The 23167-nt window shown below is 58.0% G+C and carries 14 protein-coding genes and 2 pseudogenes; 3 read left to right on the forward strand and 13 right to left on the reverse strand.

What is annotated here, in order from left to right; translation table 11 throughout:
• Window positions 1-84: 84 nt before the first annotated feature.
• The 8 genes and pseudogenes from D3Y57_RS08555 to D3Y57_RS08595 all read right to left on the reverse strand — a co-directional run bounded on the left by D3Y57_RS08555 (window position 85) and on the right by D3Y57_RS08595 (window position 13029).
• Window positions 85-1878: a pilus assembly protein TadG-related protein gene (locus D3Y57_RS08555; protein ID WP_162987062.1), complete on the reverse strand. Its 1794-nt coding sequence runs from the start codon at window positions 1876-1878 to the stop codon at window positions 85-87.
• Window positions 1879-1976: 98 nt separating this feature from the next.
• Window positions 1977-2651 carry a TadE/TadG family type IV pilus assembly protein gene (locus D3Y57_RS08560; RefSeq protein WP_205590107.1) on the reverse strand — a complete coding sequence of 225 codons (675 nt, stop codon included), beginning with the start codon at window positions 2649-2651 and terminating at the stop codon, window positions 1977-1979.
• A complete protein-coding gene (locus tag D3Y57_RS08565) occupies window positions 2645-3226 on the reverse strand; it encodes a TadE/TadG family type IV pilus assembly protein (protein WP_162987064.1) in 582 nt (193 codons plus the stop codon). The genes D3Y57_RS08560 and D3Y57_RS08565 overlap by 7 nt, the downstream gene beginning before the upstream one ends.
• Window positions 3227-3685: 459 nt before the next feature.
• Complete coding sequence (locus D3Y57_RS08575; protein WP_162987065.1) at window positions 3686-7237, reverse strand: autotransporter domain-containing protein; 3552 nt, start codon at window positions 7235-7237, stop codon at window positions 3686-3688.
• Between the two features lie 762 nt (window positions 7238-7999).
• On the reverse strand, window positions 8000-8998 hold the full coding sequence (locus tag D3Y57_RS08580) for an urea transporter (protein WP_121152639.1): 999 nt from the start codon (window positions 8996-8998) through the stop codon (window positions 8000-8002).
• Between the two features lie 103 nt (window positions 8999-9101).
• Window positions 9102-10352 carry a hypothetical protein gene (locus D3Y57_RS08585; protein WP_121152640.1) on the reverse strand — a complete coding sequence of 417 codons (1251 nt, stop codon included), beginning with the start codon at window positions 10350-10352 and terminating at the stop codon, window positions 9102-9104.
• The gene (locus tag D3Y57_RS08590; RefSeq protein WP_121152641.1) at window positions 10349-11068 is read right to left on the reverse strand and encodes a CDGSH iron-sulfur domain-containing protein; all 720 of its coding nucleotides are present in this window, start codon (window positions 11066-11068) and stop codon (window positions 10349-10351) included. The genes D3Y57_RS08585 and D3Y57_RS08590 overlap by 4 nt, the downstream gene beginning before the upstream one ends.
• A gap of 51 nt (window positions 11069-11119) precedes the next feature.
• A pseudogene (locus D3Y57_RS08595) lies at window positions 11120-13029 on the reverse strand (thiamine pyrophosphate-dependent enzyme).
• A 303-nt stretch (window positions 13030-13332) separates the two neighbouring features.
• Between D3Y57_RS08595 and otsB the strand changes: the two are divergent.
• From otsB to D3Y57_RS08610, 3 genes and pseudogenes are all read left to right on the forward strand, one after another.
• Window positions 13333-14117: pseudogene (gene otsB / locus D3Y57_RS08600) on the forward strand (trehalose-phosphatase).
• The gene (locus D3Y57_RS08605; RefSeq protein WP_121152642.1) at window positions 14114-15910 is read left to right on the forward strand and encodes a glycoside hydrolase family 15 protein; all 1797 of its coding nucleotides are present in this window, start codon (window positions 14114-14116) and stop codon (window positions 15908-15910) included. Before otsB ends, D3Y57_RS08605 begins: the two are co-directional and overlap by 4 nt.
• The gene (locus tag D3Y57_RS08610; protein WP_239025997.1) at window positions 15907-17319 is read left to right on the forward strand and encodes an alpha,alpha-trehalose-phosphate synthase (UDP-forming); all 1413 of its coding nucleotides are present in this window, start codon (window positions 15907-15909) and stop codon (window positions 17317-17319) included. Before D3Y57_RS08605 ends, D3Y57_RS08610 begins: the two co-directional genes overlap by 4 nt.
• A 172-nt stretch (window positions 17320-17491) precedes the next feature.
• Here the strand turns inward: D3Y57_RS08610 and D3Y57_RS08615 are convergent, their stop codons facing one another.
• The 5 genes from D3Y57_RS08615 to D3Y57_RS08640 all read right to left on the reverse strand — a co-directional run bounded on the left by D3Y57_RS08615 (window position 17492) and on the right by D3Y57_RS08640 (window position 23085).
• Entirely contained in the window at window positions 17492-18733 is a 1242-nt protein-coding gene (locus D3Y57_RS08615) for an MFS transporter (RefSeq protein ID WP_121152644.1), read from the reverse strand.
• A 326-nt stretch (window positions 18734-19059) separates the two neighbouring features.
• Window positions 19060-19623 carry an isochorismatase family protein gene (locus D3Y57_RS08625; protein ID WP_121152645.1) on the reverse strand — a complete coding sequence of 188 codons (564 nt, stop codon included), beginning with the start codon at window positions 19621-19623 and terminating at the stop codon, window positions 19060-19062.
• Between the two features lie 48 nt (window positions 19624-19671).
• A complete protein-coding gene (locus tag D3Y57_RS08630) occupies window positions 19672-20097 on the reverse strand; it encodes a MarR family winged helix-turn-helix transcriptional regulator (RefSeq protein WP_239025998.1) in 426 nt (141 codons plus the stop codon).
• Window positions 20098-20286: 189 nt separating this feature from the next.
• Window positions 20287-21645 carry an FAD/NAD(P)-binding protein gene (locus D3Y57_RS08635; protein WP_121152647.1) on the reverse strand — a complete coding sequence of 453 codons (1359 nt, stop codon included), beginning with the start codon at window positions 21643-21645 and terminating at the stop codon, window positions 20287-20289.
• A 213-nt stretch (window positions 21646-21858) separates the two neighbouring features.
• On the reverse strand, window positions 21859-23085 hold the full coding sequence (locus D3Y57_RS08640; protein WP_121152648.1) for an MFS transporter: 1227 nt from the start codon (window positions 23083-23085) through the stop codon (window positions 21859-21861).
• Window positions 23086-23167: the final 82 nt, after the last annotated feature.

Consider the following 23167-nt stretch of genomic DNA (forward strand, 5'->3'; position numbering starts at 1 on the left):
TTTTCGCCGAAGGTCTGCCACTTTTCCGCGATCAGTTCCCGCAATGTGAACAGCACTTCGTTTAGCACAATTAACTTCCCGTTATTATTGGACCAGTCGAGCAGATTGGAGGGCCGTGGAGAATAGCTGCTGGAGGGCAGTTGTAATGTCGTCATTGGCTGTCACGGTCTGCACCAGCGGCGCCCCGTTATTGCCGGGTGATGCGCAACTCTGCAGCGCGGTGAGGACCTGATCGGAACTCCCAGCGTTGCCTGGCGGATAGGGGAAGGGCGGCGGCGGCAGGAACGGAGCCACGTACGGTTGCGAAAAGTTCATATCGCCAACAAGCGACTCCGGCAGGTACTGCGTGTAAAGGATGGCGATCTTGATCCCCTTTGCCTTTATGGCGGTACATAGGGTCAGGTCGCTAGCCTGCAACGGGCCGAAATAGCGGCCGCTGCCGTTCGGTTGATCAAGCATGCCGTCTGTGATGATGAAAAGTATCTTTTGCGGCACCGCTCCGGGGGCACCCGATCCTGCAGTAGGGATGGTAGTTTTCATTACCGTGAGCATATTGGTTATTTCGGTAGACCGGTCGTTGTTGTTGGTGCCGTTGGTGGGCTGTGAATTCTTCCACCAATAGTCGTCTGCCGGGAACAAGGCGGCTGCCGAAAAGCCGCTACTGTACGAAGCCACGTTCGTCAGACTGTTCAGCGTCTTGACGGGCGAAGTTCCGTTAGGTCGCGTCCAGTCGAAAGAAAACATCTGCGCCTGATAAGTGACATGGTATTGGGCGGCCTGGCTGGAAGCGAAAGGGATCAACTGCGATGCAGCCGAAACGACTTCGTCTTTGCGCAGAACAATGCTCGATGGGCTACGGAAGATCTGCCCATAGTTATGCGTGAGCCAATAGCCGTCGGCCCAGTATCCAGTATCATATACCGTTGTGTTCGAAGTGACGGTTCCCGCAGAAGTCGTAGTATTATTCACCGTCGTCCCGTTGCTTTTATACGTTGTCGATACAATAGTCGGTGTCGCGGTCACCACCTTGTTGATATTAACCGGACCAGTGTCAAGATCATTCGTAATCGTATATTTCGTAGTTGTCACAGTCGTCGTAGTCTTAACAACGCGATTGCTTCCGCTTCCTGTATCCGACGACGAAACTGACGTTGATGAGGTTTCCATCGTGTTGCCGGAACTGTCGTAAAGCACGTTGGCGGGGGTGACGGGCGCCTTCGCCCAGCGGTAGAAAACATTCTGCTTCGCAGATCCCGAAGTATAGTATCCAGTCGACAACAAAATATGGCGGCCCGGCGGGTCTTTGATAAATATACTGTCGCTGTGGGGTACCTGAGCATGACAGGCGAACGCGCAACCGCTTGGTAGATTGGTATCGGTTGTGTTTTTGGTGGCCGCGATGATCTTGGTGACTCCATCCGAAGTCGCAGGCAGCAGCATCGAGGGCGAATTGTCCATTGCCAGGTAGAAATCGACGTTAGGCGGCTGCGCGGCGCTTGCGGTAGACGTTCCGCTCACGGTCAGGGTATTTGCACCCAGTATCCCGCCAAACACGTTGATCGACTGGACCGTATAGGTGACAGTAGCCTTGCGCAGGTAGCCCAGAGCGCCGTTGGTACCGGGAGTGCCGTCTATAACTGTGGGAGTCATCTGCAGATTTTGGTAACCAGTCACCATGGCGGCCTGCGCATTGAACATGTTCGTTGCGGCAGAGGTCGAGGCGCCGTTCGACTGAAGGATCATCGCGGGTGCGACAGCCGCCAGCGCGGCAGCGTCGGCAGCGGCGTTCAAATGAGTCTGGAGACTCATGGCGCGAGAATAGTCGACGCCAAAACCGACTAGAAAGGTCAGCGGAATGACCGAAAACCCCATGATCATCAGAACCCCGCCTCTCTGATCAGCTTTCAGACGAGCAATGAAACCGAACAGTGCGGCTGAAGATCTGAATGAGAGGAATTTTTTCATCATATAAGCACCTAGTAAAGGCGAGGAACCATGTAGATGGTGTGGGTCAAAACTGTGGTCCCGATCGGCATATAGCTGAACACTGGCGTGAAGTTGTAGTTGATATTGCCCGTATACAGCCAGCCGCCGGCCGTGCCGACCTGAGTCTTCGTGCTATTGCCCGGAGCGAGGTTTCCGCACACATTCGAGCCGTCCGGCGAAGTCGGCACCATCGGCGAGGTGATCATGTTGCTGGGAATGGCGATGACGCTGTTGGCCGATTGCGCCGCATTCGTGGGGAGCGTGCCTGCTATGTGAGTCGAGGTCGTCGGAGTAATGGTGCTGCCATCGGCACTCTGCGTCTGGGCCTGGGTCCAGACGACATAGGCATGCGTGGCGTCGCAGACTCTGAGCAGCGAAACCTGCTCTGTCGCGTTATTAAGCTTGTAGGGCGACAGGACGATCGCACTGGCGCTGAGATACGACGCCGCGTTGGTGCTTTGCGGGCTGTTGTAGACGATCGCGGGAGACGTGGTTCGAGTGACGAGGTCGACCAGCGAACGCGTCGCGATGGTAACCTTGCGATTGCAGGCGATCATATCGGACACGCAAACTCCGCCCGTGTACAAGAGCAGAAGCACCGGCAGGCAGATCGCGAATTCCACGAGTACCGATCCGCGAGTGCTACGGGCGAAATGCTTCAGCATGAGGTCTGCGACCCGCTGCATGAATAAGCCTCTGTCGTGAACACGGATGTTGCCACAATCATGCGATTATTATTGGGTTGATTAGTTAAGTTCAGACCCAGCGGCCCCGTTCCTGTTGGCCACAAATAGATCAGTTGCAGGACGATGATGCGGTTGCTACCCGCGCCGCTCGACTGATTATTGTAGCCGGTGCCGGTTGAGGTCAGTACGCCATTGCTGTCATAGGTAAATGTCGGCGAAGCGGTGCTGCTTACGTTATAGCTGGTTGCGGTATTTACGTTCACCGTGAGCCGCGAGCACGAAAGCATCGACGGCAACAGCGGGGAAACACTGACAGCCTGGCCGCTGGCGTTGGTGCCAGCATAGCCGTTGCATATGGCATCCTTGAAGTCGCTCGCGGTCATGCCGACGTGCCCATTGGTCAGCGTTGTCGTTTGAGCCGAGCCAGTCAGCAGCAGTCGCCCTGCGCCCTGCGCCGCAGTTTCCAGCATCTGTTGTGCCAGGTAAATGAACATCGTGTACAAAATCGCCAGCAGAAGCGCGATGAAGGCCGGTCCTACTATAGCGAACTCCAAAGCGGCCACGCCTTCATGGTTTTTCCGCAGGTTCGCGCCAAATCGGCGCCCCCCCTCAGTGCAGAAATGATACTACGCAAAGTTTCCACCCCGAGCCCACCTTGGATCCATTCTCCACGATCAGTGTTCAGATTTCGTAAACAGCCATTAGCGGCGGGCGGCAACCGCCTTGGCGACCCCGGTGCTTAGCAACAGCAACGCCTGCCAGCACCCGTTCGCGGGTTAGCGCCGTTCATAGTGAGCGAGCGCGCCGAAGATTGAGAATCACAGCTCACCGCGCGGTGTCGTCGTATCCATATGGTCCGTGAGCGCAAATTGACCGTCGGGCGATCGTCAGATGGCGACACTCCAAGTATCCAACGTACAGGCGCATATTCGCCACGTTGAAATGGAAAGGGCTGCCGCGCATCGCGGCGCGGCAGCCCTTCTTTTTCACGATCGGTTGCCCGACCTCTCCGGTTAGAAGCTGTAAGAGAAGCCCAGCGTCAGACCGTGATCGCTCCAACGATCGGCGATGTTCCCGACATAGGAGATGCCGAGCGAGCCGCCAGGCAGGATGTTGGCCTGCGCGCCGGCTTCCAGACCCAGCGCATTACGCGTGGCGGGAAGACCCTCGATGGAGAAGGTTTTGCCAGTGGTGAGAGTGTTGCGTCCTTCGGCAACTACGTCACCAAACCCGTGCAGCCAGGCGGCCGAGACACGTGGCGTAATTACAGCCCGATCCGAGACCGGTAGCAGCGCGCCCAGCCGCAGGCCGAGCGTGGTGTACGTCACATCGCGGGTATTACCGCTCACGCCAAGTGCGCTGAGTGCACCGCCCTGCTCTGCGAAGCCGTCGGTCTTCAGATGAACATGGTTCACCCCGGCGAACGGCTCGACCAGCGCCTTGCCCAGCGAAGCGGCATAGCTCAGCTCTGCAAACGCCGAGGCGCTCTTGCCATCATAGCTGCCGGAGACATCTTCGGAAACGCCAGGGAACACCACCTTGCGCGCGCCCTTTACGTCCAACCAGCCATAAGAGCCGCCGACCCGCGTGCGCAGGTTGCCCCACCCTCCGCCGACATAGGCAGCAAGTGCCGATCCGGTGACTGTCGCATGGCTGTCACGGCCATTCACCTGCACCTTGTCCTCGTTGTGACTGAACGCCAGGCCGATCCGCCAGTCGCCGAGCAGCGTGTCGATGCCCGTGATGAAGCCGAAGCTGCTCTGCGTAGCGCGCGCAGCATTGCCGTCGCCCTTCGCAGTGTTCGAGCTTCCCATCGCCTGTCCCCAAATCCCGGTGCGCCCGCCGCGCGTCTGCTGGGAAGCACTACCCGCGTTCGAGAGCGCATGGGTAATGATGTCCGCCTGCTCCATACGGCCTACAACCATTTCCCCAAGGCGTCGGGTACGGTCCACCATAAACGTGCCCGTGGTCGCCCACAACTCGCCGGAAAGCGCATCGAACGCCTGCGCCGCACCGGTCGTGTCTGTCTGCCCGGCAATGACTCGATAAAGGCCAGTATTCCGACCACTTGCGTCCAGCGCAAGGGCAACTGCCTGCTGATTAGAGGTGGCAGCCGCACTTGCGAAGCTGCGGTCATTACGTACCAGCGTCAGCGTTACATCATTGGCACCGTAGCTTAGGTAGGGTGCAAGGAACGGCAGGTCGACATTCATGCCTGTGAACTTCCCGCTCACCCCGCCGGCGGCAGTCAGGATCACGTAGTCGCTGGTCCAGCGATAAGTACCAGCGGCCGCCAATACTGAGACAGTGCCGCCCGCGATGGTGGCTGTACCGCTCACATTGACTTGGTCGCTGTTGCCAGCGGCATCCACTTCCACCTTGTAGACCGAGCCGGCCTGGAACTGCAGATTGCCTGCCACGTTGAGCGTGCCGATGGAGTTGCCGGGTGCCAGTGTGCCGCCATTGGACACGATCACCGAGCCTACCGTACCGTTACCGCCAAGCGTGCCGCCGTTGTTCACCGTGATATTGCCCGGCAGCGCACCATTAACCGCCAGTCGACCGTCATTGACATTTACCTGTCCGGTAAAGCTGTTTGTCCCGGTCAGGTTCAACGTTCCCGAGCCCGTCTTGATGAAGTTACCCGTGCCAGTGATGTCGCCAGCGAAGACGCTATCTTCGCCCTGCACCACAGTCAGCGCGCCCATGCCCAGCAAAAGCGAACCGCCCGTGCCGCTCAGACCGGCGACTTCCTGATCCCGGCCACCGAGATCGAACGCTCCGTTGTTTACGACAAGATCGGATTCCTTATCGAGTTGCGCGGTCAGACGAACAACGCCACCTTCGACCACAGTGGAACCGGTGTAGCCGAACTCGCCCGAGAGCAGCAGCGTACCATTGCCCTGCTTAACGAGGCGACCGTCGCCGGAAAGCGCACCCGCATAGTCATAGTCGCCGATCTGGTTGAAGATCAGCGTGCCATTGTTCACGACATCGGCAAGCAGATGGCCATCCTTTATGCCATTGCCCGTCAGCAACGTACCTGCCGTGTCGATCAGAACGTTGCCGCCGAGCGCGCCGGTGAGCAACAGCGTGCCGCCCGAGATGGTTGCATTGCCCGCAAAGGTGCTGCTGTCACCGGAGAAGGTGGTTGTTCCATCTCCCGTCTTCACCACCGAACCGGTGCCACTGAGCACGCCTTTGTAAGTGGTCGCCGTGGGACGTGCGAACACCAGCGTGGCCGCCGCTCCGATAGCAGCATTGCTGCTCAGCGTACCCTGAAACACCGCCGTACCCTGCTGTACGTTGAGCTGGCCGCCGCTCATGGAGCCGGTAAAGGTCGTTGTGTTGGCTCCAGTTTTGGTAACCGTGCCCTGACCGCTGATCTGCCCGGCATAACTCACGTCGTCCGAGCGGTTGAAGACAACAGCGCCGAAGTTGGTGAGATTTGCCGTGATCGAACCACTCGTCCCGCCGGCACCGATGTTAACGGTTGCGCCATTGCTGATGCCAAGGCCGTTCTGGAAGTCGCTCGCTCCCGTCAGAGTCAGAGCGCCACTTGCCACTCCCAGACCGCCCGTACCGGTAATCCGGCCAGCAAAGGTCTGTGAAGCGTTTTGCACGTTCAGCCCGGCATTGCCGACAATCACCGTGCCGCTGCCTCCCAGATCCTTGATCTGTGCCGAACTCGCCGCCGTGACATCGAACGTGCCGTTGACGGTCACGCCGCTGGACTGGTTAATGCGCCCCTGTCCACTCAGAGCCAGCGTCGCGCCGGATTCAATGCTGGTCGCGCCGGTGAACGTGTTCATGCCGCTCAGCGTGATGACGCCGCCCGCAACGTTCAGATTGCCGCTGCCGCTGATCACCCGGTTATGAAGTAGTGCGTCGGAACGGTCGAAGGCCAATGTTCCGTTGTTTACGATATTGCTGTTAAGCGAACCGCTGGTCCCGCCATTGCCGATCTGCAACACGCCACCGGCGTTGACCTGGGTGCTCGCAGCGCCGGTCGTCCCTGCAATAACAGCTTTGCCGCCGTCAACTGTGAAGCTGCCCGAAAACAGGCTGCTGTCTCCACTGAACACCGTCGTCCCAGACAATATGTTAACCGCGCCAATGCCAGAAAGGGGCGCGTCGAGAATATAATCGGTGTCGGTATGATTAAGGACAAGCTGACCCGCCCCATTACTGAATTTGATACCGTTAATGGCATCGATATAGCCAGCGGCTACCGCGTTTTCTCCGGTCGCAGCGCCGATATTCAGCGTGCCATTACCAATAATGACATTGTTTACAGTCAATTGGCCACCGTTTCTGATGGTCAATTTCGCTGGAACCGGTGAGCCAAGAATAAGCGTGTTGGCTGCGACTTCATTGTCATCGATCACAGGATCGTACCCTGCCGATACCACAAATACGGACGTGTCCAACGGCGAAGGCGCGACGCCCCCAGACCAGTTTGCGCCGTTGGTCCAGTCTTCGCTTATAGCGCCTCGCCACTCGGGGTCACCCGGAGCAGCGCTCGCCTGACCGCCAGACGTAAGTGCCAGAAAGGCGACCCCCAAGCTTAGCGCCATCTTCCGATGAGTGGCACTCATTTTAACATTTACGTCAGTTTTGCGAATATTCATTCTTTATTCCCCGTTTACTGTAAATAAGTTGAGAAGCGCATCACGGCCAAAGCCGTGCGGCCATCCAATAGGAGAGGAAGGTCAAGTGCCGAATTTCATGGCGGACCACATCAAATACCCTCGAAAGGACACAAGCGGCGGCATTAGCCCTTTATCTCGTCACGAGTTCTTCCAAGCCATCAAATGATTCCCTCCGCTCCCTCGCAGCTTCCCAATTTTTTGTCTTTTGCACATTAGACCACACAGTTAAAGCCTGTTGACCCCACGATCTTCTCCATGCTGGATTAAATCGTTCCTGCAGAAATTATTTCTGAATTGATAAGTTTCTTTTCTAGACTTGATGATGACGCCTCGCACAATCGCACATCCGAAACCGGTTTGGCCTTGTTGCTTGCGGGCAAAGAAGTTTAAGTCCGTTATTCATCATATAATAGAGATGGCGCTTGTAGAGATGGCGCAAGCATTCGTTTATGACTTACCGTTCCCAGATCAGCCCCTCCCTACTCCGACGACACCGTTAACTCTGGCCGCAGTGCTTCCGGTCGGCTTCATGCTTGACGCTAATCGCAGGTAATCGCCCCTCGCCCCGGTTGGCGAAAAACCAAAACCAAATAGTTCAACGCATGCGGACCGCAGTTTTACATTGGAGGATATCGTACACCTGACGGTGGCGGCTTCGCTATTATCGGACTTTGGCTAATCTATCGCCGACACAAGCCGAAGCCGGGGAAAGACCGGGCTGGCGAACAGGAAAAGCCATGTGACGAGTACGAAGGGGAGTGTCAGCGCGGGTATGCCGAGGGGTTCCAGTGCAGCGGAAACCGCGGCAAACACAAAGGCAGTCGCGATCGTGGCGAGCAGCGCATAAACGATCGACACTTTGTCTCGCACGAAGAACACGCTGCCAAATGCAATCGCGACGAGCACGCTGTTGAATCCGAACGCGCCGGAGCGGATTGCCGGTTCGGCGGCCCCCATTCCCCATGCGACGAGGAGTCCGGTCAGGGAACCTGCCAGCGCGGTCGCACAGGCCATCCTTGAACTGATGATGAGACCAACCGCAAAGAGAATGCCGGTGATTACGCTCCCCTGAAAAAAGACCTGAGCGATACCATTGAAGAGTCCTTCGATCATCGTCGATGTCGTCACTACACCCTCAATCGCCACCGCTTTGGGAAGACCCGCCGTCGGCAAAAGATGCGTGGACTGGAGCCGGCCGAAGCGCGCGGTAGCTAAAAAGAAGCATAAGGAAGTGAAGACAAACGGGGCCGTAAGTGCAGGAACCTTCCAGACGTCCAAAAGGGTGAGCATGGCGGCCATGACAATCGTCGAGCAGGCAGCAGCAAAAATGACGCAGCCCCAGGTCAGGGCGTCGGGTTGCAGGAAGTAAAGCAAGGCGATGGCGACAAGCGCACCATTGAAGCCAAACAGCCCCGCCCGCACAAGCGCACGATCGACGCCCAGCAGCATGGCAGTCGCTGTGCTCACGATGGTTCCGAGCAGAACGGCGAACCCAAAGAGCGGCGAATTATAGAAAATCCCGATCAGAAAGAGCAGTCCGGCATAGCTGTTGTTCTGCAACATCACTTGCCCGACACCACGCAGCATGCTGTCGAAGAAGCGCGGCAGGTCATGCAGAGAGTTTTCGGCATCGACGACAAGACCGGTCGAAGAAAGGCGCACGGCCGTTGTCATAAACTCCCCCTGCGGCGATGTGTCGCCTTAAGTCCTGACACGCAGGAATGGGCGTGAAGTCCGATGGCTACAACCACTGGTTGCGGGAAATGCCCGGCTTCGTTCAGATATTGTCGAACCCGCCCCCCGCCGCGACGAATCCACCACTGACCCGGAATGTTTCCACAGAGCCATGCTGCTCGATCGGCGCTACACCGGGGCCGTTGGTCCTGATGCCGCCACTGATCTCAATCTCGCGCGCCGAGCCGCCGGGCTTGATGCTGAAGCCAATGGCGGAAAGCGTGATTACGACCCCCTTGACCAGCGACGGACCGGTGCCACCAAACGTCTCGATCCCGCGCCGTACAACCAACTTGCCGATAGGCTGGCTGATCTGGATGCCGACCGAGCCGTCCCCGTGAGTCGTGACGCGATCAAATTCCGCAAGGTCAACCGTCCCTGTATAGACGTTGAAACCGCGCGCACCCTGACCGAAGGTTTCTATCGGCGCATTGACCCTCAATTCCCGCACGATCCCGAAATTCACAAAGCCGATGCCACTTGGGCCGTGAGAGGTGATCTTCGCTTCGGCGGTCCAGCGATCGACGACGCCCCAATTGTCGAGCACCATGTCGTTGACGCCATAGGTCACGACAGGCCCGCGATTACGCACAACGTCAACATGGGCACCATAGACAGTGAAGACGCCGCCGGTGATCTGGTCCGCCGTACCGGGGACGATCCCGCCGTCGCTGTAAACGGCTTCGGTCTCCAGACGCCGCACGTTGAGTCGGCCACCTGTGTCGCCCGCACCGCTCACGAAAATACCGCTGCCCCGGACCGGCGCGCCATCACGCCCAGCCGAAAGGCCGGTAAGGTCCGCGCTGATAATCACGGTCTCGTCGGATTGCATGTTCCAGAGGGTAAAGGCGCCATGGAGGACATAGACACCATAGCCATGCGGCCGCTCCATCTCGCTTCGCGCATCAGCCGCAATGATATCGAGGCCGTGCACATCGACATGACCGCCGCGCACCTTGTCCCGCGCAAGAATCTGGACGCGACCGGTGGTCGTCACACCGCGCAGCTCGATCCGGCCCAGACTGTCCACGCTTGTGTCGTTAAAGATTGCACGCTTGTCGATAGCGGCATCGAGGCGGAGGTTGTGGACGCGATTGTCGGACGAAAGCTGAAGGCCGTCGCTTCCCGCCGCAAATCCGATCCTCGCGCTTTGTCCCTCTCCGTGCAGGGACTGACCGGGAGACAGGCGAATGGATGGCGCATCGTCCAGAGCGCCCTGAACGACGATGCGCCGAATGCCGACATCCTTGCTTGCTGCAATCAACGCTTCGACCGATGTGACGATTTCGGTCATGCCGTGGGGGACTCCGTTACAGGGTAATCAGCTTTGAATTTGATCGCAGCGTGGGTGCCGTCACAGAAGGGCTTGTTCCTTGATTCCCCGCAGCGACACAGGGTCACGCGGTTGCGTACCTCATAGGTAAAGCCGTCCGAGGCGATCACGGCGATGCCGCCCTGCAAGGCGAGCGGCCCACTACACTCCTCGGCGGGGTCTTCGACCATGCCGATCGAAACTGGCAGAGAGGGCTCTACAACTGTCCCGCTTACCTTGTCCCAGGCCACCAATCGACCAGCTGGACAATTGCCCACTTGCTGCAGAAACATCGCCTTCGCCTCAGGATCGTCGCTATGCGCAACCTGGTTCCAGACTTGCCCGTGCGGATCGCAGAAACGCCCGAAAGCGCAGAGCTTTTCGGCATCCATCAGGGCCAGCACCGGGCCATCGAACACCTTCGCCTGTTCCAGATAGGATGCGCGGCTGGCAGTTTCCGTGCCATCGAAATCAATCCCGGTATGGGTGCCATCGCAAAAAGGTTTACGCGCCGACTGGCCGCATCGGCACAGCGCATATTTCGCCGGTGTCGGCAAAGCGTCGCCGCGTGTCCACGTCTCGGACTCACCTTCGGCGTCGGTGAGGATCGTCAGAGTGGCGAGCGGTACGCCGCCGGTGACCATATAGGGGCCGCCGGGCGTTACCGTCACCAGTGCGTCGGTTCGGGACATAGTCATTATAGGCTCTCCTTCTTCCGCGCCTGTGACCGGTCGTCGGGCACGGCACGTTTATCGCAGGAAGTTTGACTCAATCATGTCCACGACATCATGGGCATGGCCACCCAGCACCGCCTTTGCCCCATAAAGCATCGTCCCCATCACCATGCCGGGTTCGATATGGGGCGGCATCACAAGTTCGGTGCGGTTGACTCGCACGTCGAGCAATGCCGGCCCGGGATGTGCGAGAAGTTCGACCAGCGCCTGCTCCAGATCCTCGTTGCGGGTGATCGTCTGCCCACGAAAACCGATGACCTCGGCCAGCTTGCCGAAATCAGGATTGAGCAGATCGGTATAGGCATTGAGCAGCCCTTCGACCTTCATCTCGATTTCGACAAAGCCAAGGGTGCCGTTGTTGAACACCACGATCTTGAGCGGGATTTTCTCCTGAATCGCGGTCAGCAGATCCCCGAGCAACATGCTGAGCCCCCGTCACCGCATAATGCAATCACCTGTCGATCGGGGAACGCTTTTTTGATGCCCAGCGCCTGCGGCATGGCGTTTGCCATCGTCCCGTGGAGCAGGCTGGTGAGGGTGCGGCGACGTCCGTTGGTGCGGACATGCCGCAGCAGCCAGACCATAGCGCTACCACCATCCGCGGTGAAAATCGCATCGTCGGCTGCGTGGGTATCTAGCAGGGCCGCCACCTGTTGCGGATGGATCAGCCCATCGCGCCCCGGTTGCGCCTGTTTGTCGAGGTCAGCCCTCGCCTCGCTGTGGAGTTTGAGGCAGTCATCCAGAAAACCGCGCGTCGCCACGGGCTGCAAACGTTGCTGAAGCGCGTCGAGCGTAGCGGCAATGTCTCCGACCACGCCGATCTCGACCGGATGCCGCCGACCAAGATGAGTCGAATCGATATCAACCTGGATAATCCGGGCATTTTTCGGATAGAATTGCCGCCACGCGAAGTCACAGCCGAGCAACACCAGCGTTTCGCACTCCATGATCGCATGGAACCCGGCCTTCGATCCGAATACGCCGGTCATGCCGACATTGAAGGGATTATCCGCTTCCAGAAAATCCTTGGCGCGCGACGTGTGCACCATCGGCGCGTTCAGCGTCTCGCAAAAGCGCACGACCTGAGTGTTTGCCGTCTCGCAGCCTGCCCCGGCATAGACGGCGACACGGCCACCCTTGTTGAGCAATGCCGCGATACTGTCGAGTTCGACATCGGACGGACGAGTGACAGGTGTGGGAATATGAACGCTGTAGGCGGGGCCGTCCTCCACCTCGATTGCGGAGATATCGCCGGGCACCACAAGCACCGCGACCCCGCGCCGGGTGAGTGCCGCCTGTGCCGCTAGCGTAGCCATACGACGCGCCTCGGCCGGATTGATGATCGACTCGCAGAAAACGCTGCAATGAGCATAGATCGCGCGCAAATCGACCTCCTGCGGAAAATCGATACCCAGTTCACTGGTCGCCACTTGGCTCGCGATCAGCACTACTGGCGCGCGGTTGCGGTGCGATTCATAGATGCCGTTGATGAAATGGAGGCTGCCCGGCCCGCAACTGCCTGCGCATGCCGTCAGGTCGCCGGTCATATAGGCCTCGGCCCCAGCGGCGAAGGCACCTGCTTCTTCATGGCGGACATGCACCCAGTCCATCGGACTACGGCGAATAGCATCGGTGACATGGTTGAGCGTATCGCCAACAACGCCGTAACAGCGTTTGACGCCCGCCTTATGCAGCACGTCGATGATGATATCCGCGACTTTTTGTTTGGTCATGCGGCGGTCCTCGGGATTAGCGACAACAATGTGCCTCGTTCCCCCCGACGAAAGCGAGCAGGACGAAGATGCCCATGTTTTCTGTCGTGACGCAAGCGGTATGCGATCAGCATACCCCCTCAATTTTTGGCGATTTTTGCCCCGACTGTGGCAAGGGACAGCGTGCTTTCGAACGTTCGATGAACCGGACATTTGCGAAATACCGTTCGCTATACCCCTGTAATGCCACAGCCCGGCCAACAAAGGGTTTCATCTCCGGCTCAACATGGTCAGCCCCCTGTGTCCCATCAGGAGAAGTTACCATGAAGATCAAGATACCCATCTTGGCCATCGCCAGTACGTTGGGACTCTCGCCAGCCGATTATGCGCAAACTGCTGAACCGGCACGGTGATGCGATTTACGTTAGTGCACTGTTTTTGAACGCGGAACACCGCAGAGCGAGAATTAAACCGGCTTCCATGCCCCCGGCCACCGTATCAGAACGTTATAGTATTATGGATAATCCCGACGCATCGGCACCAGATCGAGCTTCAGGACGCGTCCTCCTGACGCCGCCGGGCCACGCGCTGCTCGTTGATGCCAGCTTGTTTCTCGATTTCGATGGCACTTTGGTCGACTTGGCACCTCGTCCCGACGATATAGTAGTCGATACGCGCCTTAAGGCACTCCTTTCCCGTCTTGCCGTCGTGCTGCACGGCAGGCTGGCTATCATCAGTGGTCGACCAATATGCCAGCTTCGTCAGTTAATTGGCAGGATTCCGCTGTCATTAAGCGGCAGTCATGGCGCTGAAATACTCTGGCCCGACGGCACTGTTTCCGGATCGACGCCGCCCGACAGCCTCGACAAAATAGCGCAGGAAATGAGCCATCTACAGGAAGTTTATTCGGGCATCGTCATCGAGCGCAAGCCATATGGAGTTGCTCTACACTATCGCGGCGCCCCCAAGCGGAAGCGCTGTGCCGCGATTTGGCGATTGCTCTCTCGCGCTTAAATGGCCTTGTTTTGCAGGCGGGGAAAATGGTTTTCGAACTTCGTGCCCCCGGCGCTGACAAAGGCAGTGCGCTCCGGCTGCTATTCAACAATCATGCCATGGCTGGCACAAAACCTATCTTCATTGGGGACGACGACACCGATGAAGCTGCTTTCATCGCCGCAGCGGAATTGGGCGGCGCGGGTATCCTTGTGGGGCCTGAGCGCCCCACAGCGGCGCACTTCAGGCTCGAAGATGTAGCGGCGACGATCGAATGGCTCGAAACAATATGCGGAAAAGCGTTATGAAAACTTCGCTCGACCTCTGGCCAATTGGAAATTGCCAGGTCAGTGCACTGATCGACACGACCGGACGGTTTATATGGGGCTGCGTCCCGCGCGTCGATGGCGACCCGATATTTTCAGCTTTGCTGGGCGGCGACGCGCAAACCGCAGAAGACTGCGCAGGGTTTTGGGCCATCGACCTGGAAGACAGCATCTCTGTCGAGCAGCATTATATCCGCAACACGCCAATCCTCGTAAGCCGGCACACCGACGGTTCGGGCAATGCGATCGATGTTATTGATTTCTGCCCCCGTTTCAGCCGCCTCGCCCGCGTTTACCGGCCCGTCGCTTTCGCGCGGATCGTTCGCCCCGTCAGCGGAAACCCGCGCATCCGGGTACGGCTTCGTCCCACGCGGGACTGGGGTAAAGGTAGCGTGCCAACGACAAGCGGCTCGAACCATATCCGCTACCTGCTGGATGAACTAACGGTACGGATGACAACTAATGCGCCCGCAGGAATGATTGAGGGAGAGCGCATATTCCGCGTGGAAAAGACACTGCATTTCTTTCTGGGGCCCGATGAACCTTTCAGTGGCAGCATCGCGGTAACAATTGAACAGATGTTGGCCGATACGACGGCGGAATGGCAACAGTGGACACGCGGGCTTGCAACGCCTCCCGAATGGCAGGATGTCGTCATTCGATCGGCGATCACCCTGAAATTATGTCAGCATGAAGAGAGTGGCGCGATTGTCGCCGCTTTGACCACATCCATCCCCGAACATGCCGGTTCAGAGCGGAACTGGGACTATCGCTACTGCTGGATACGCGATGGTTATTACACGGTTCAGGCGCTCAACCGTCTTGGTGCACTCGACGTGCTGGAAGCTTATCTCAGCTATCTGCGCAATATCGTCGACGGCGCGAAGGGCGGCCATATTCAGCCGCTGTACGGCGTACTTGGCGAAACCGTGCTGGAGGAGAGGTTTGCCCCCGATCTCGCTGGCTATCGCAACATCGGTCCGGTTCGCGTTGGCAATCAGGCCTATGAACAAATTCAGCACGATGCCTATGGCCAGATCATTCTCTCGAACACCCAGGCATTCTTCGACCAGCGCCTATATCGACTGGCGGGTGTGGAGGATTTTCGGTCGCTTGAGCGTGTAGGCGAGCGCGCTTGGCAATTCTATGACAAGCCCGACGCCGGGTTGTGGGAATTGCGAACCCGGCAAAGCGTTCACACTTATTCAGCTGCGATGTGCTGGGCAGCGTGCGACCGTCTGGCCGGAGCGGCAGACATATTGAAACTCGACGACCGGCGCGATTTTTGGGCGGCACGTGCGCAAACGATACGGACAACGATCGAAACGTCTGCGTGGCGGGATGACACGCAACGCTTATCGGCGACTTTTTCAGGCGACGAACTCGATGCCAGTCTGATCCAGTTGCTCGACTTGCAGTTTCTGTCTCCCGAAGACCCTCGCTTTCGGAGTACGCTTGCCGCCGTCGAGATAGGCTTGCGTCGTGGATCGACAATGTTGCGCTATGCCACCGAGGATGATTTCGGACTGCCGGAGACTGCCTTCAATGTCTGTACGTTCTGGCTAATCGAAGCGCTCCATGTCACCGGTCGGAGCGCCGATGCTCGTGCGCTTTTTGAGGAAATGTTGTCGCGACGCACGACGGCGGGACTCTTGTCCGAAGACATCGATCCAACATCAGGCGAGCTTTGGGGTAATTATCCGCAGACTTATTCGCTCGTCGGCATGATTAACTGCGCGGTCCTGCTGAGCCGTCCATGGAGTTCAATACGTTGAGTCGACTGATCGTTATCTCGAATCGCGTCCAGCCTCCCGGTGCCGCGTCGTCCGGTGCTCAGGGTGGGCTTTCGGTCGCACTGGCGGCCGCGCTTCGCGAATATACCGGCTTCTGGTTCGGCTGGTCGGGGGAATCCACCGAACAATTTACCGGCCATATCAACTTCGAGCGCGACGACGGCGTGACGACTGCCACCATCGACCTCGAGGATCAGGATATCGAGGAATATTACAACGGCTATGCCAACAGGACACTCTGGCCGCTCTTTCATGATCGCGTCGATCTGGCAGAATATGAACGCGGCTTTGCCGGTGGCTACCAGCGCGTCAACGAACGGTTCGCGGAAACGCTAAGGCCATTGGTCGAACCCGATGATGCAATCTGGGTTCAGGATTATCATCTGTTTCCGCTCGGCTCGGAACTGCGCAAGCTTGGTTGTGAAAATCGCATTGGGCTGTTCCTGCACATTCCCTGGCCTGCGCGACGGGTACTCTCCAGCCTGCCGATGGCCGAAGAACTGGTCTCGACATTGTTTGCTTATGACGTGATCGGTTTCCACACCGACGAATGGCGAGACTCGTTCACTGAATATGTGACTCAACAACTGGGCGCAGTTCTGAACGATGAGGGCGACATCAGTCTCGGTGGGCGCACCATTCGCGCCATCACCTGCCCTATCGGAATCGATACCAAAGAATTTGTAGCGATGTCGCAGAGCGAAACTGCAAAATTATCATATCGTCAAATGCGCGAAAGCGCCAACAACCGCGAGATGATCGTCGGGGTTGATCGCCTCGACTATTCCAAGGGACTGGAAGAACGATTCCTCGGCTACGAACGGTTTCTCGTCGAACATCCCGAGGAGCGTAAGGAAGTCTTTCTGCTTCAGATTGCACCACCGAGCCGGGAAACGGTGGAAACCTATCAGAACATTCGCACCGCGCTCGAAGGGCTGTCGGGGCGCATCAATGGGGCCTATGCTGACATAGATTGGGTTCCCATCCGCTACGTCAATCAAGGTTACCGACGCGATGTTCTGGCAGGAATCTATCGCGCTGCCAAAATCGGTCTCGTGACCCCATTGCGTGATGGGATGAACCTCGTTGCCAAAGAATATGTTGCGGCACAGGACCCTGAGGACCCCGGCGTGCTAATCCTTTCGCGCTTCGCGGGGGCAGCCATCCAGTTGAAGGATGCAGTGCTGATCAACCCCTATAGTGCCGAAGAAATGGCAGACGCGATTGCCTCGGCGCTCCGTATGGACAAACCCGAACGGATACGTCGCTGGCGCTTGCTAATGGACTCGGTGGAGAAAGAAGATGTGGTCTGGTGGAGGCAGACTTTTGTCGATGCGCTGATGACCGACGATCGCTCCGATGATTCGGTCGATATTGCGGTCGTCGAATAGTCTTCCTTATGCTCTCGCACGATGCCCTGACAAATGAACAGAAACGAGGTTACTCCCGGCTATTTTATTGCCTGCGCCCCATTTCAACCGTTGAACTGGTCGAAGGAGCTTTTCCTTTTGAAACTCTTACGGAGCCACGGTTAAGTTGGCCGCAGCGAAATCCCTTCATCCGTCATGCCGTGGTCCGCAATGGCGCGTGACTCTGGACATTTCTCGTAAGCGCGTAAACGGCGACGATTGCTGCCGCAAAGCCAGACGCGGCACCGATACCCAGTGCCCAGCGCGGACCAAGATTATCGGCGACCCAACCGACGATTGGCGCGCCAATGGGCGTGCCTCCTAGTGCAACACCGACACGAAGTGCCATCACGCGTCCCCGCATGGCAGGCACCGTCGAAAGTTGCATAAGGCTGTTGGTTGAGTTGGTGAACGTCAACGCCGCAACGCCGATTACGACGAGAGCAGCCGCGAACATCCAATAGCTGGGAGCAAAGGCGGCCAGTGTACAACCGACCCCGAAAACAATGGCCCCGACCAGCAGCGATCGGAACCGTGGCGTGGCGCGACCGGCTGCTAATAGCGCCCCAGAGACCGTTCCGATCGCCATGATCGACGATAGCAGGCCATAGCCTTTGGCATCTGCGTGAAATACTCCGACGGCCATTGTCGATATGAAGATTGGGAAATTCAGACCGAAGGTGCCAATCAAGAACAGCATGACCAGGATCGCCTTGAGATCAGGTCGCGACCACACATAGCGGAAGCCCTCGGTGAAGCTGCCCTTTGTGCGTACCGCCCTCGGATTGGGGTGAAGTTCTGAGACGCGAAGCAGCGCAAGCGAAATCAGCACCGCGATAAACGAGGCACCGTTGATCAGAAAGGCCCAACCTGTGCCAACCCCTGCGATCACGAGGCCCGCCACCGCAGGACCGATCATCCGCGCGGCATTGAACGATGTCGAATTAAGGGCAACCGCGTTGGATAGCCCTGTCTCACCTACCAGTTCAGCGACGAAAGTCTGGCGAACCGGCGCATCGAAGGCCGCCGCACTGCCAAGCAGGAGGGCAAAGACATAGACGTGCCAGAGTTGCACATGACCGCTGATGGTAAGCAAGCCGAGAGCCAGGGCGAGAACGCCCATGGCCGCTTGTGTGGCGATAAGGACTTTACGCTGATTGAAGTGATCTGCGACAAACCCTGTCCAGGGAAGCAGGAGAAGCTGCGGCCCGAACTGAAGCGCCATGACGAACCCGACTGCCGAGGCGCTGTGGTGAGTCAGTTGCGTCAGTACCAGCCAGTCCTGCGCGGTACGCTGTACCCATGTCCCGACATTGGAGACGAAGGCTCCTCCGACCCAGACCCTGTAATTGAAACTCCGCAGCGATCGGAAAATGCCATGGGCGGGCGCGCTCATGAACGCCCCGGCAACCTGCCGCCATGGAAACGGCCAAAATGACGCGCCCCCTGGAGGCCAAGGAAAAGGCCCCCAGCCCGAGCGCGGCGGCATACCCCATATTTCGCAAGTCGAAATTTCCGACCTGACAGACAAGCAGATAACCGATCACCAGATTTGCAAAGCCCCAGAGCACATTCACGCTGGAAGACGACAAGCCTTTGCCCGGCGGCTTTGCGAATGGAGACTGAAATGCCCTCCCCGTCATGCCACTTACCAAATGCGGGACCGCGTTCGCAATGGTGGCACCGCCGAAGAAGTAAGACAAATAAGGAAGCCACTGCATCTCAGCTATTCCTTGTCTCGAGCAGTTTGATGATCTCATGACTTGTCCCGGTCTCCCCCAGTCGGGGGAAAACATTGCCAATGCTATAGTCATGCGCTTCGGCGCGCGCGTCGGTCATCGCGTCCACTGCCAGCGTGACATTGAAACCCTGCTCATAAGCCTGACGCGCAGTGGCCTCGACGCCGGTTCCCGTGGCGACACCCGTCACCACAACTTGCGTGACTCCAAGAGTTTTCAGCTGGCCTTCCAGATTCGTACTTGCAAACGCGCCCCATGTTCGTTTGGTCACGAGGATGTCGCCCGGTTGCTGGCCTAGTTCAGGAAGAATATCGGTAAATCCATCCCCAAACACTTCGATATTGGGCCTTGGTCGTTCCGTTCGCCCCGGAGCGCCCCCTGCCACATTGACCAGCACGACCGGCAAGCCATGGGTACGGAATGCATCGATCAATTCCCGAGTACGTTCCACGACCGGCCCGATGGGATGCGCGAAGGGAGACTTCACAATACCTTTTTGCAGATCGACAACGATCAGGGCAGTCTCGGGATCGAGCATTGTCAGCATGGGACTTCCTGTCGGTTTTGATAGGTTAGCCAGGGCGGGTTTAGTGCTTCACTCATCGACGACACGGCCGAGCAGCGCCACCGCAGCCGTGGCATCATATCGTTCCTGTACGGAAAGCCGCGCTTGAAGAGTCCGGGCCAGCCAATCCTGACGCGCCGCGCGGCCTTCCCGAATCCATTCCCGGCAATGATCCGTTAACGACAGGACGATGCGTCGTCCGTCCGTCGGGTCCGGCACGCCCTTCACATGGCCCGCCCCTTCCAGCACAGCGATGACCGCGCCCATCGATTGAGGTCGTATCCCCTCTGCTCGCGCAAGGCTCGACGTCGTAGCGGGACCATCCTTTTCAAGGCGAAGGAGCACGGACGTTTGCGATGGCGTCAGATCACCAACATCCGCCTGTTCACGCAGCCGCCGCTTCACCTTGCTGATCAATGCCCGCAGATCCTGTGCCAGCGTCACGGCATCCGCCATTGGTTGATTTTTCGAATGTCCGTCCATGAAGACAGCATACTATATAAGAAGCTAAACTACAAAGCCTTCCTTCCTATTGTCGATTTTCGAACTTTATGAAATCCACAAAAGCGCGGAGCGGCGTCAGGAAGTAGAAAACGGCGCGCGCGATGGTGGACACTGGACGATGAGATTGGACGGCATTCCAGATTAAAGGCCTTCACCGCCCACCCATTGCGCGTTGGACAGGCGTCGCGCGAGCGTCCAGGTCTGCACACGGATATCGGGAACCGCAACAATCTCCCAAAACGCTCCACGCGTCATCGGCCCGAGCGCAAACAGCCAATCGTTTACCGTCCCATCCTGACCGATCGTCTGTGCATAGCTGTCAACGTCGATGCCGAGGTTCGCCGCGTCAGGCCGGATCAGCCCCCGGCTGCGAAGACGGGCAAGCAGCGGATCGGTGGTGCGCCCAAGATCGCCCTGCGGACCGGTGCAATTCACGACACGCGCCACGCGCATCGTCTGTTTCACTGTGGCACCGCGGGGCCGCCAGTTTATTTCGATACCGTCGGGATACTGCATAAATGCAATCGTTTTACCGGCCAGAACTCTCAGTCGCCCTTCCGACTGCATTCGGGCAAGACGGTCAGCGACAACTGGTGCCAGCCGATGGCGATGCACATCCCACCACGGTCGCAAATGACGCAGAAAACGCTCACGCTCTCCTTTACTGGCGTTCGCCCACATCGATTGCGTAAACGGCCGGAGTTCATCCACCGCGTTGCGCCAACCGATATCGACAGAACGGTTGCGCAGTGCGCGCACCAGCGCCGAGGCGCGAGTTTCCGGGCGAGCGGCCAACTTCTTCCATGACAGAGTCAACGGCGCATGGGCACGCGGCAGCAGTCCCCGCCGAGACAATGCAAGAATGCGCCCCTCAAAACCGCTCTCGTCCAGCAACAGTGCAACGTCGACCATCGTAAGGCCAGTCCCGATCACCACCACTTGATCATCGACGCCAAGGCCGGTTGCAACGCCGGGAGCCCAGGGATCGCTCTTGTAACGAGATGCCGACATCAGTTCGGGATTCAGGCCCGGTGGATCGTGCGGAGGCAAATTCCCCACGGCCAACACGACTGCGTCGGAGTCGATGCTTTCACCGTTCGCAAGCGTCAGGCGTGAACCACCATCCGCACGCGCGACGGCGTCGATCACATCTCCCTGTACGATCCGGATACGGCCGGTCGCTTTGCGAACCGCGTCATCGAGCAATTCGCGCAAATAGTGCCCATATTCGACACGTGGGACAAATATATTGCCCGGATTGTCGATGCCGCGACTGTTGAGCCAACGCGAGAAATGGTCAGGATCGTCGGGAAAGGCACTCATATTTGACGCGCGCACGTTCAGCACATGCGCCGGATGCGCCGCACCATAGGCCAGGCCTTCGCCCACACGGGCATTACGTTCGATCAACGTTGCCACGGGGCCATCGTGCCGCAGCAGGTTTATCGCCTGAAGTGTCCCGGAAAAGCCGCCGCCGATTATCGAAACATGCTTGATCATACTGATTCGATATCGCTGTTTTTGAGCCGCAGAGTGAAAACTATCCAATTGGACGTAGCAGATGTCGGCGACGCCTTAGAACCGACTTTCGCTATCACCCACATGAACGGCAGCTATCTCAAAATGCCCGTTCCAAAGCGGCCAATCCGGAAACGTCCGTGAAGCCGTTAATGGTTAGGCCATTTGATCAACGCTTGTATCCTGTCCCTGCCATCAGGACTCATTCACTTTAAGGTTTTCGGCCTTGGAGTTTGGAAGGAAGATCGCAAGCAAGCCGATCGCTGGCAGGAAGGCGCATAGAGCATAGACCGTCTCGATGCCCGATTGATCCGCGACCTCACCAAGAACGGCAGCGCCTATGCCTCCCATGCCGAAGGAGAAACCGAAGAAGAGGCCAGAAATCATGCCGATCTTTCCGGGTACCAGCTCCTGTGCGAAAACAACGATCACCGGAAACGCCGATGCCAGAATCAGACCGATGACCACAGTCAGGGGACCGGTCCAGAACAAGCTGGCGTGCGGCAGAAGCAGCGTAAAGGGCAACGCACCCAGGATTGAGAACCAGATCACGTATTTCCGCCCGAACCGATCGCCAAGCGGTCCTCCGGCAATCGTACCGACAGCAACGGCGCCTAGGAAGGTGAACAGGTGCAATTGTGCCACTTCGACCGTAACGCCGAACCGGTGTATCAGGTAGAAAGTATAGTAACTGGTCAGACTTGCCAGATAGACATATTTCGAAAAAATCAGTGTCAGCAGGATTGCAATGCCGCCCAGCACCTTACCGCGCGGCAAGGGCGCGGCCGCCTGTCGAGCGGCGTTGCTTTGGGACAGGCGCGCCATACCATGATGACGACACCATTGGCCGACATTCCACAGGATCGCACAGGACAACAACGCAAACATCGCAAAGAAGGCAAGGCTGGATTGCCCCCAGCGAACAACAACGATCGCTGCCGCGAGCGGCCCCAGTGCAGATCCAGCATTGCCACCCACCTGGAACATCGATTGAGCAAGACCATGTCGGCGACCGGCCGCCATGCGCGCAACGCGCGAGGATTCGGGATGGAATACCGATGATCCCATACCAAGCAGCGAAGCACCGACCAGCAATAAACCATAGCTGTGAGCCGCAGACAGGACCATAAGTCCGGCCAGCGAAAACAACGTGCCGCCTGGAAGGGCCAATGGCGTCGGTCGTTTGTCGGAATAGAATCCGATCAGTGGCTGCAGGATCGATGCTGTCATTTGATAGACGAGCGTCACCATACCGATCTGGCTGAACGACAGATCGAGTTCGGTCTTCAGATTGGGATAGATGGCAGGCAGAAGCGACTGCATCATATCATTGAGCAAGTGACAAAAGCTGATCGCAACGATGACGCTGAATACGGTTGTATCGGCGCCCTTAGGGGGAGATGCGACTCGGGTAGCGTTCATCGGCTTGTTCCAGGATTGATGGCGAACTTGCCCTACCCTCTCCCAAAGTGACCCGCATTCGTATACGGGTCATTTGCTTTTG

Origin of the sequence: Sphingomonas paeninsulae, from assembly GCF_003660165.1 — a bacterium.
Taxonomy (GTDB): Bacteria; Pseudomonadota; Alphaproteobacteria; order Sphingomonadales; family Sphingomonadaceae; genus Sphingomonas_O; species Sphingomonas_O paeninsulae.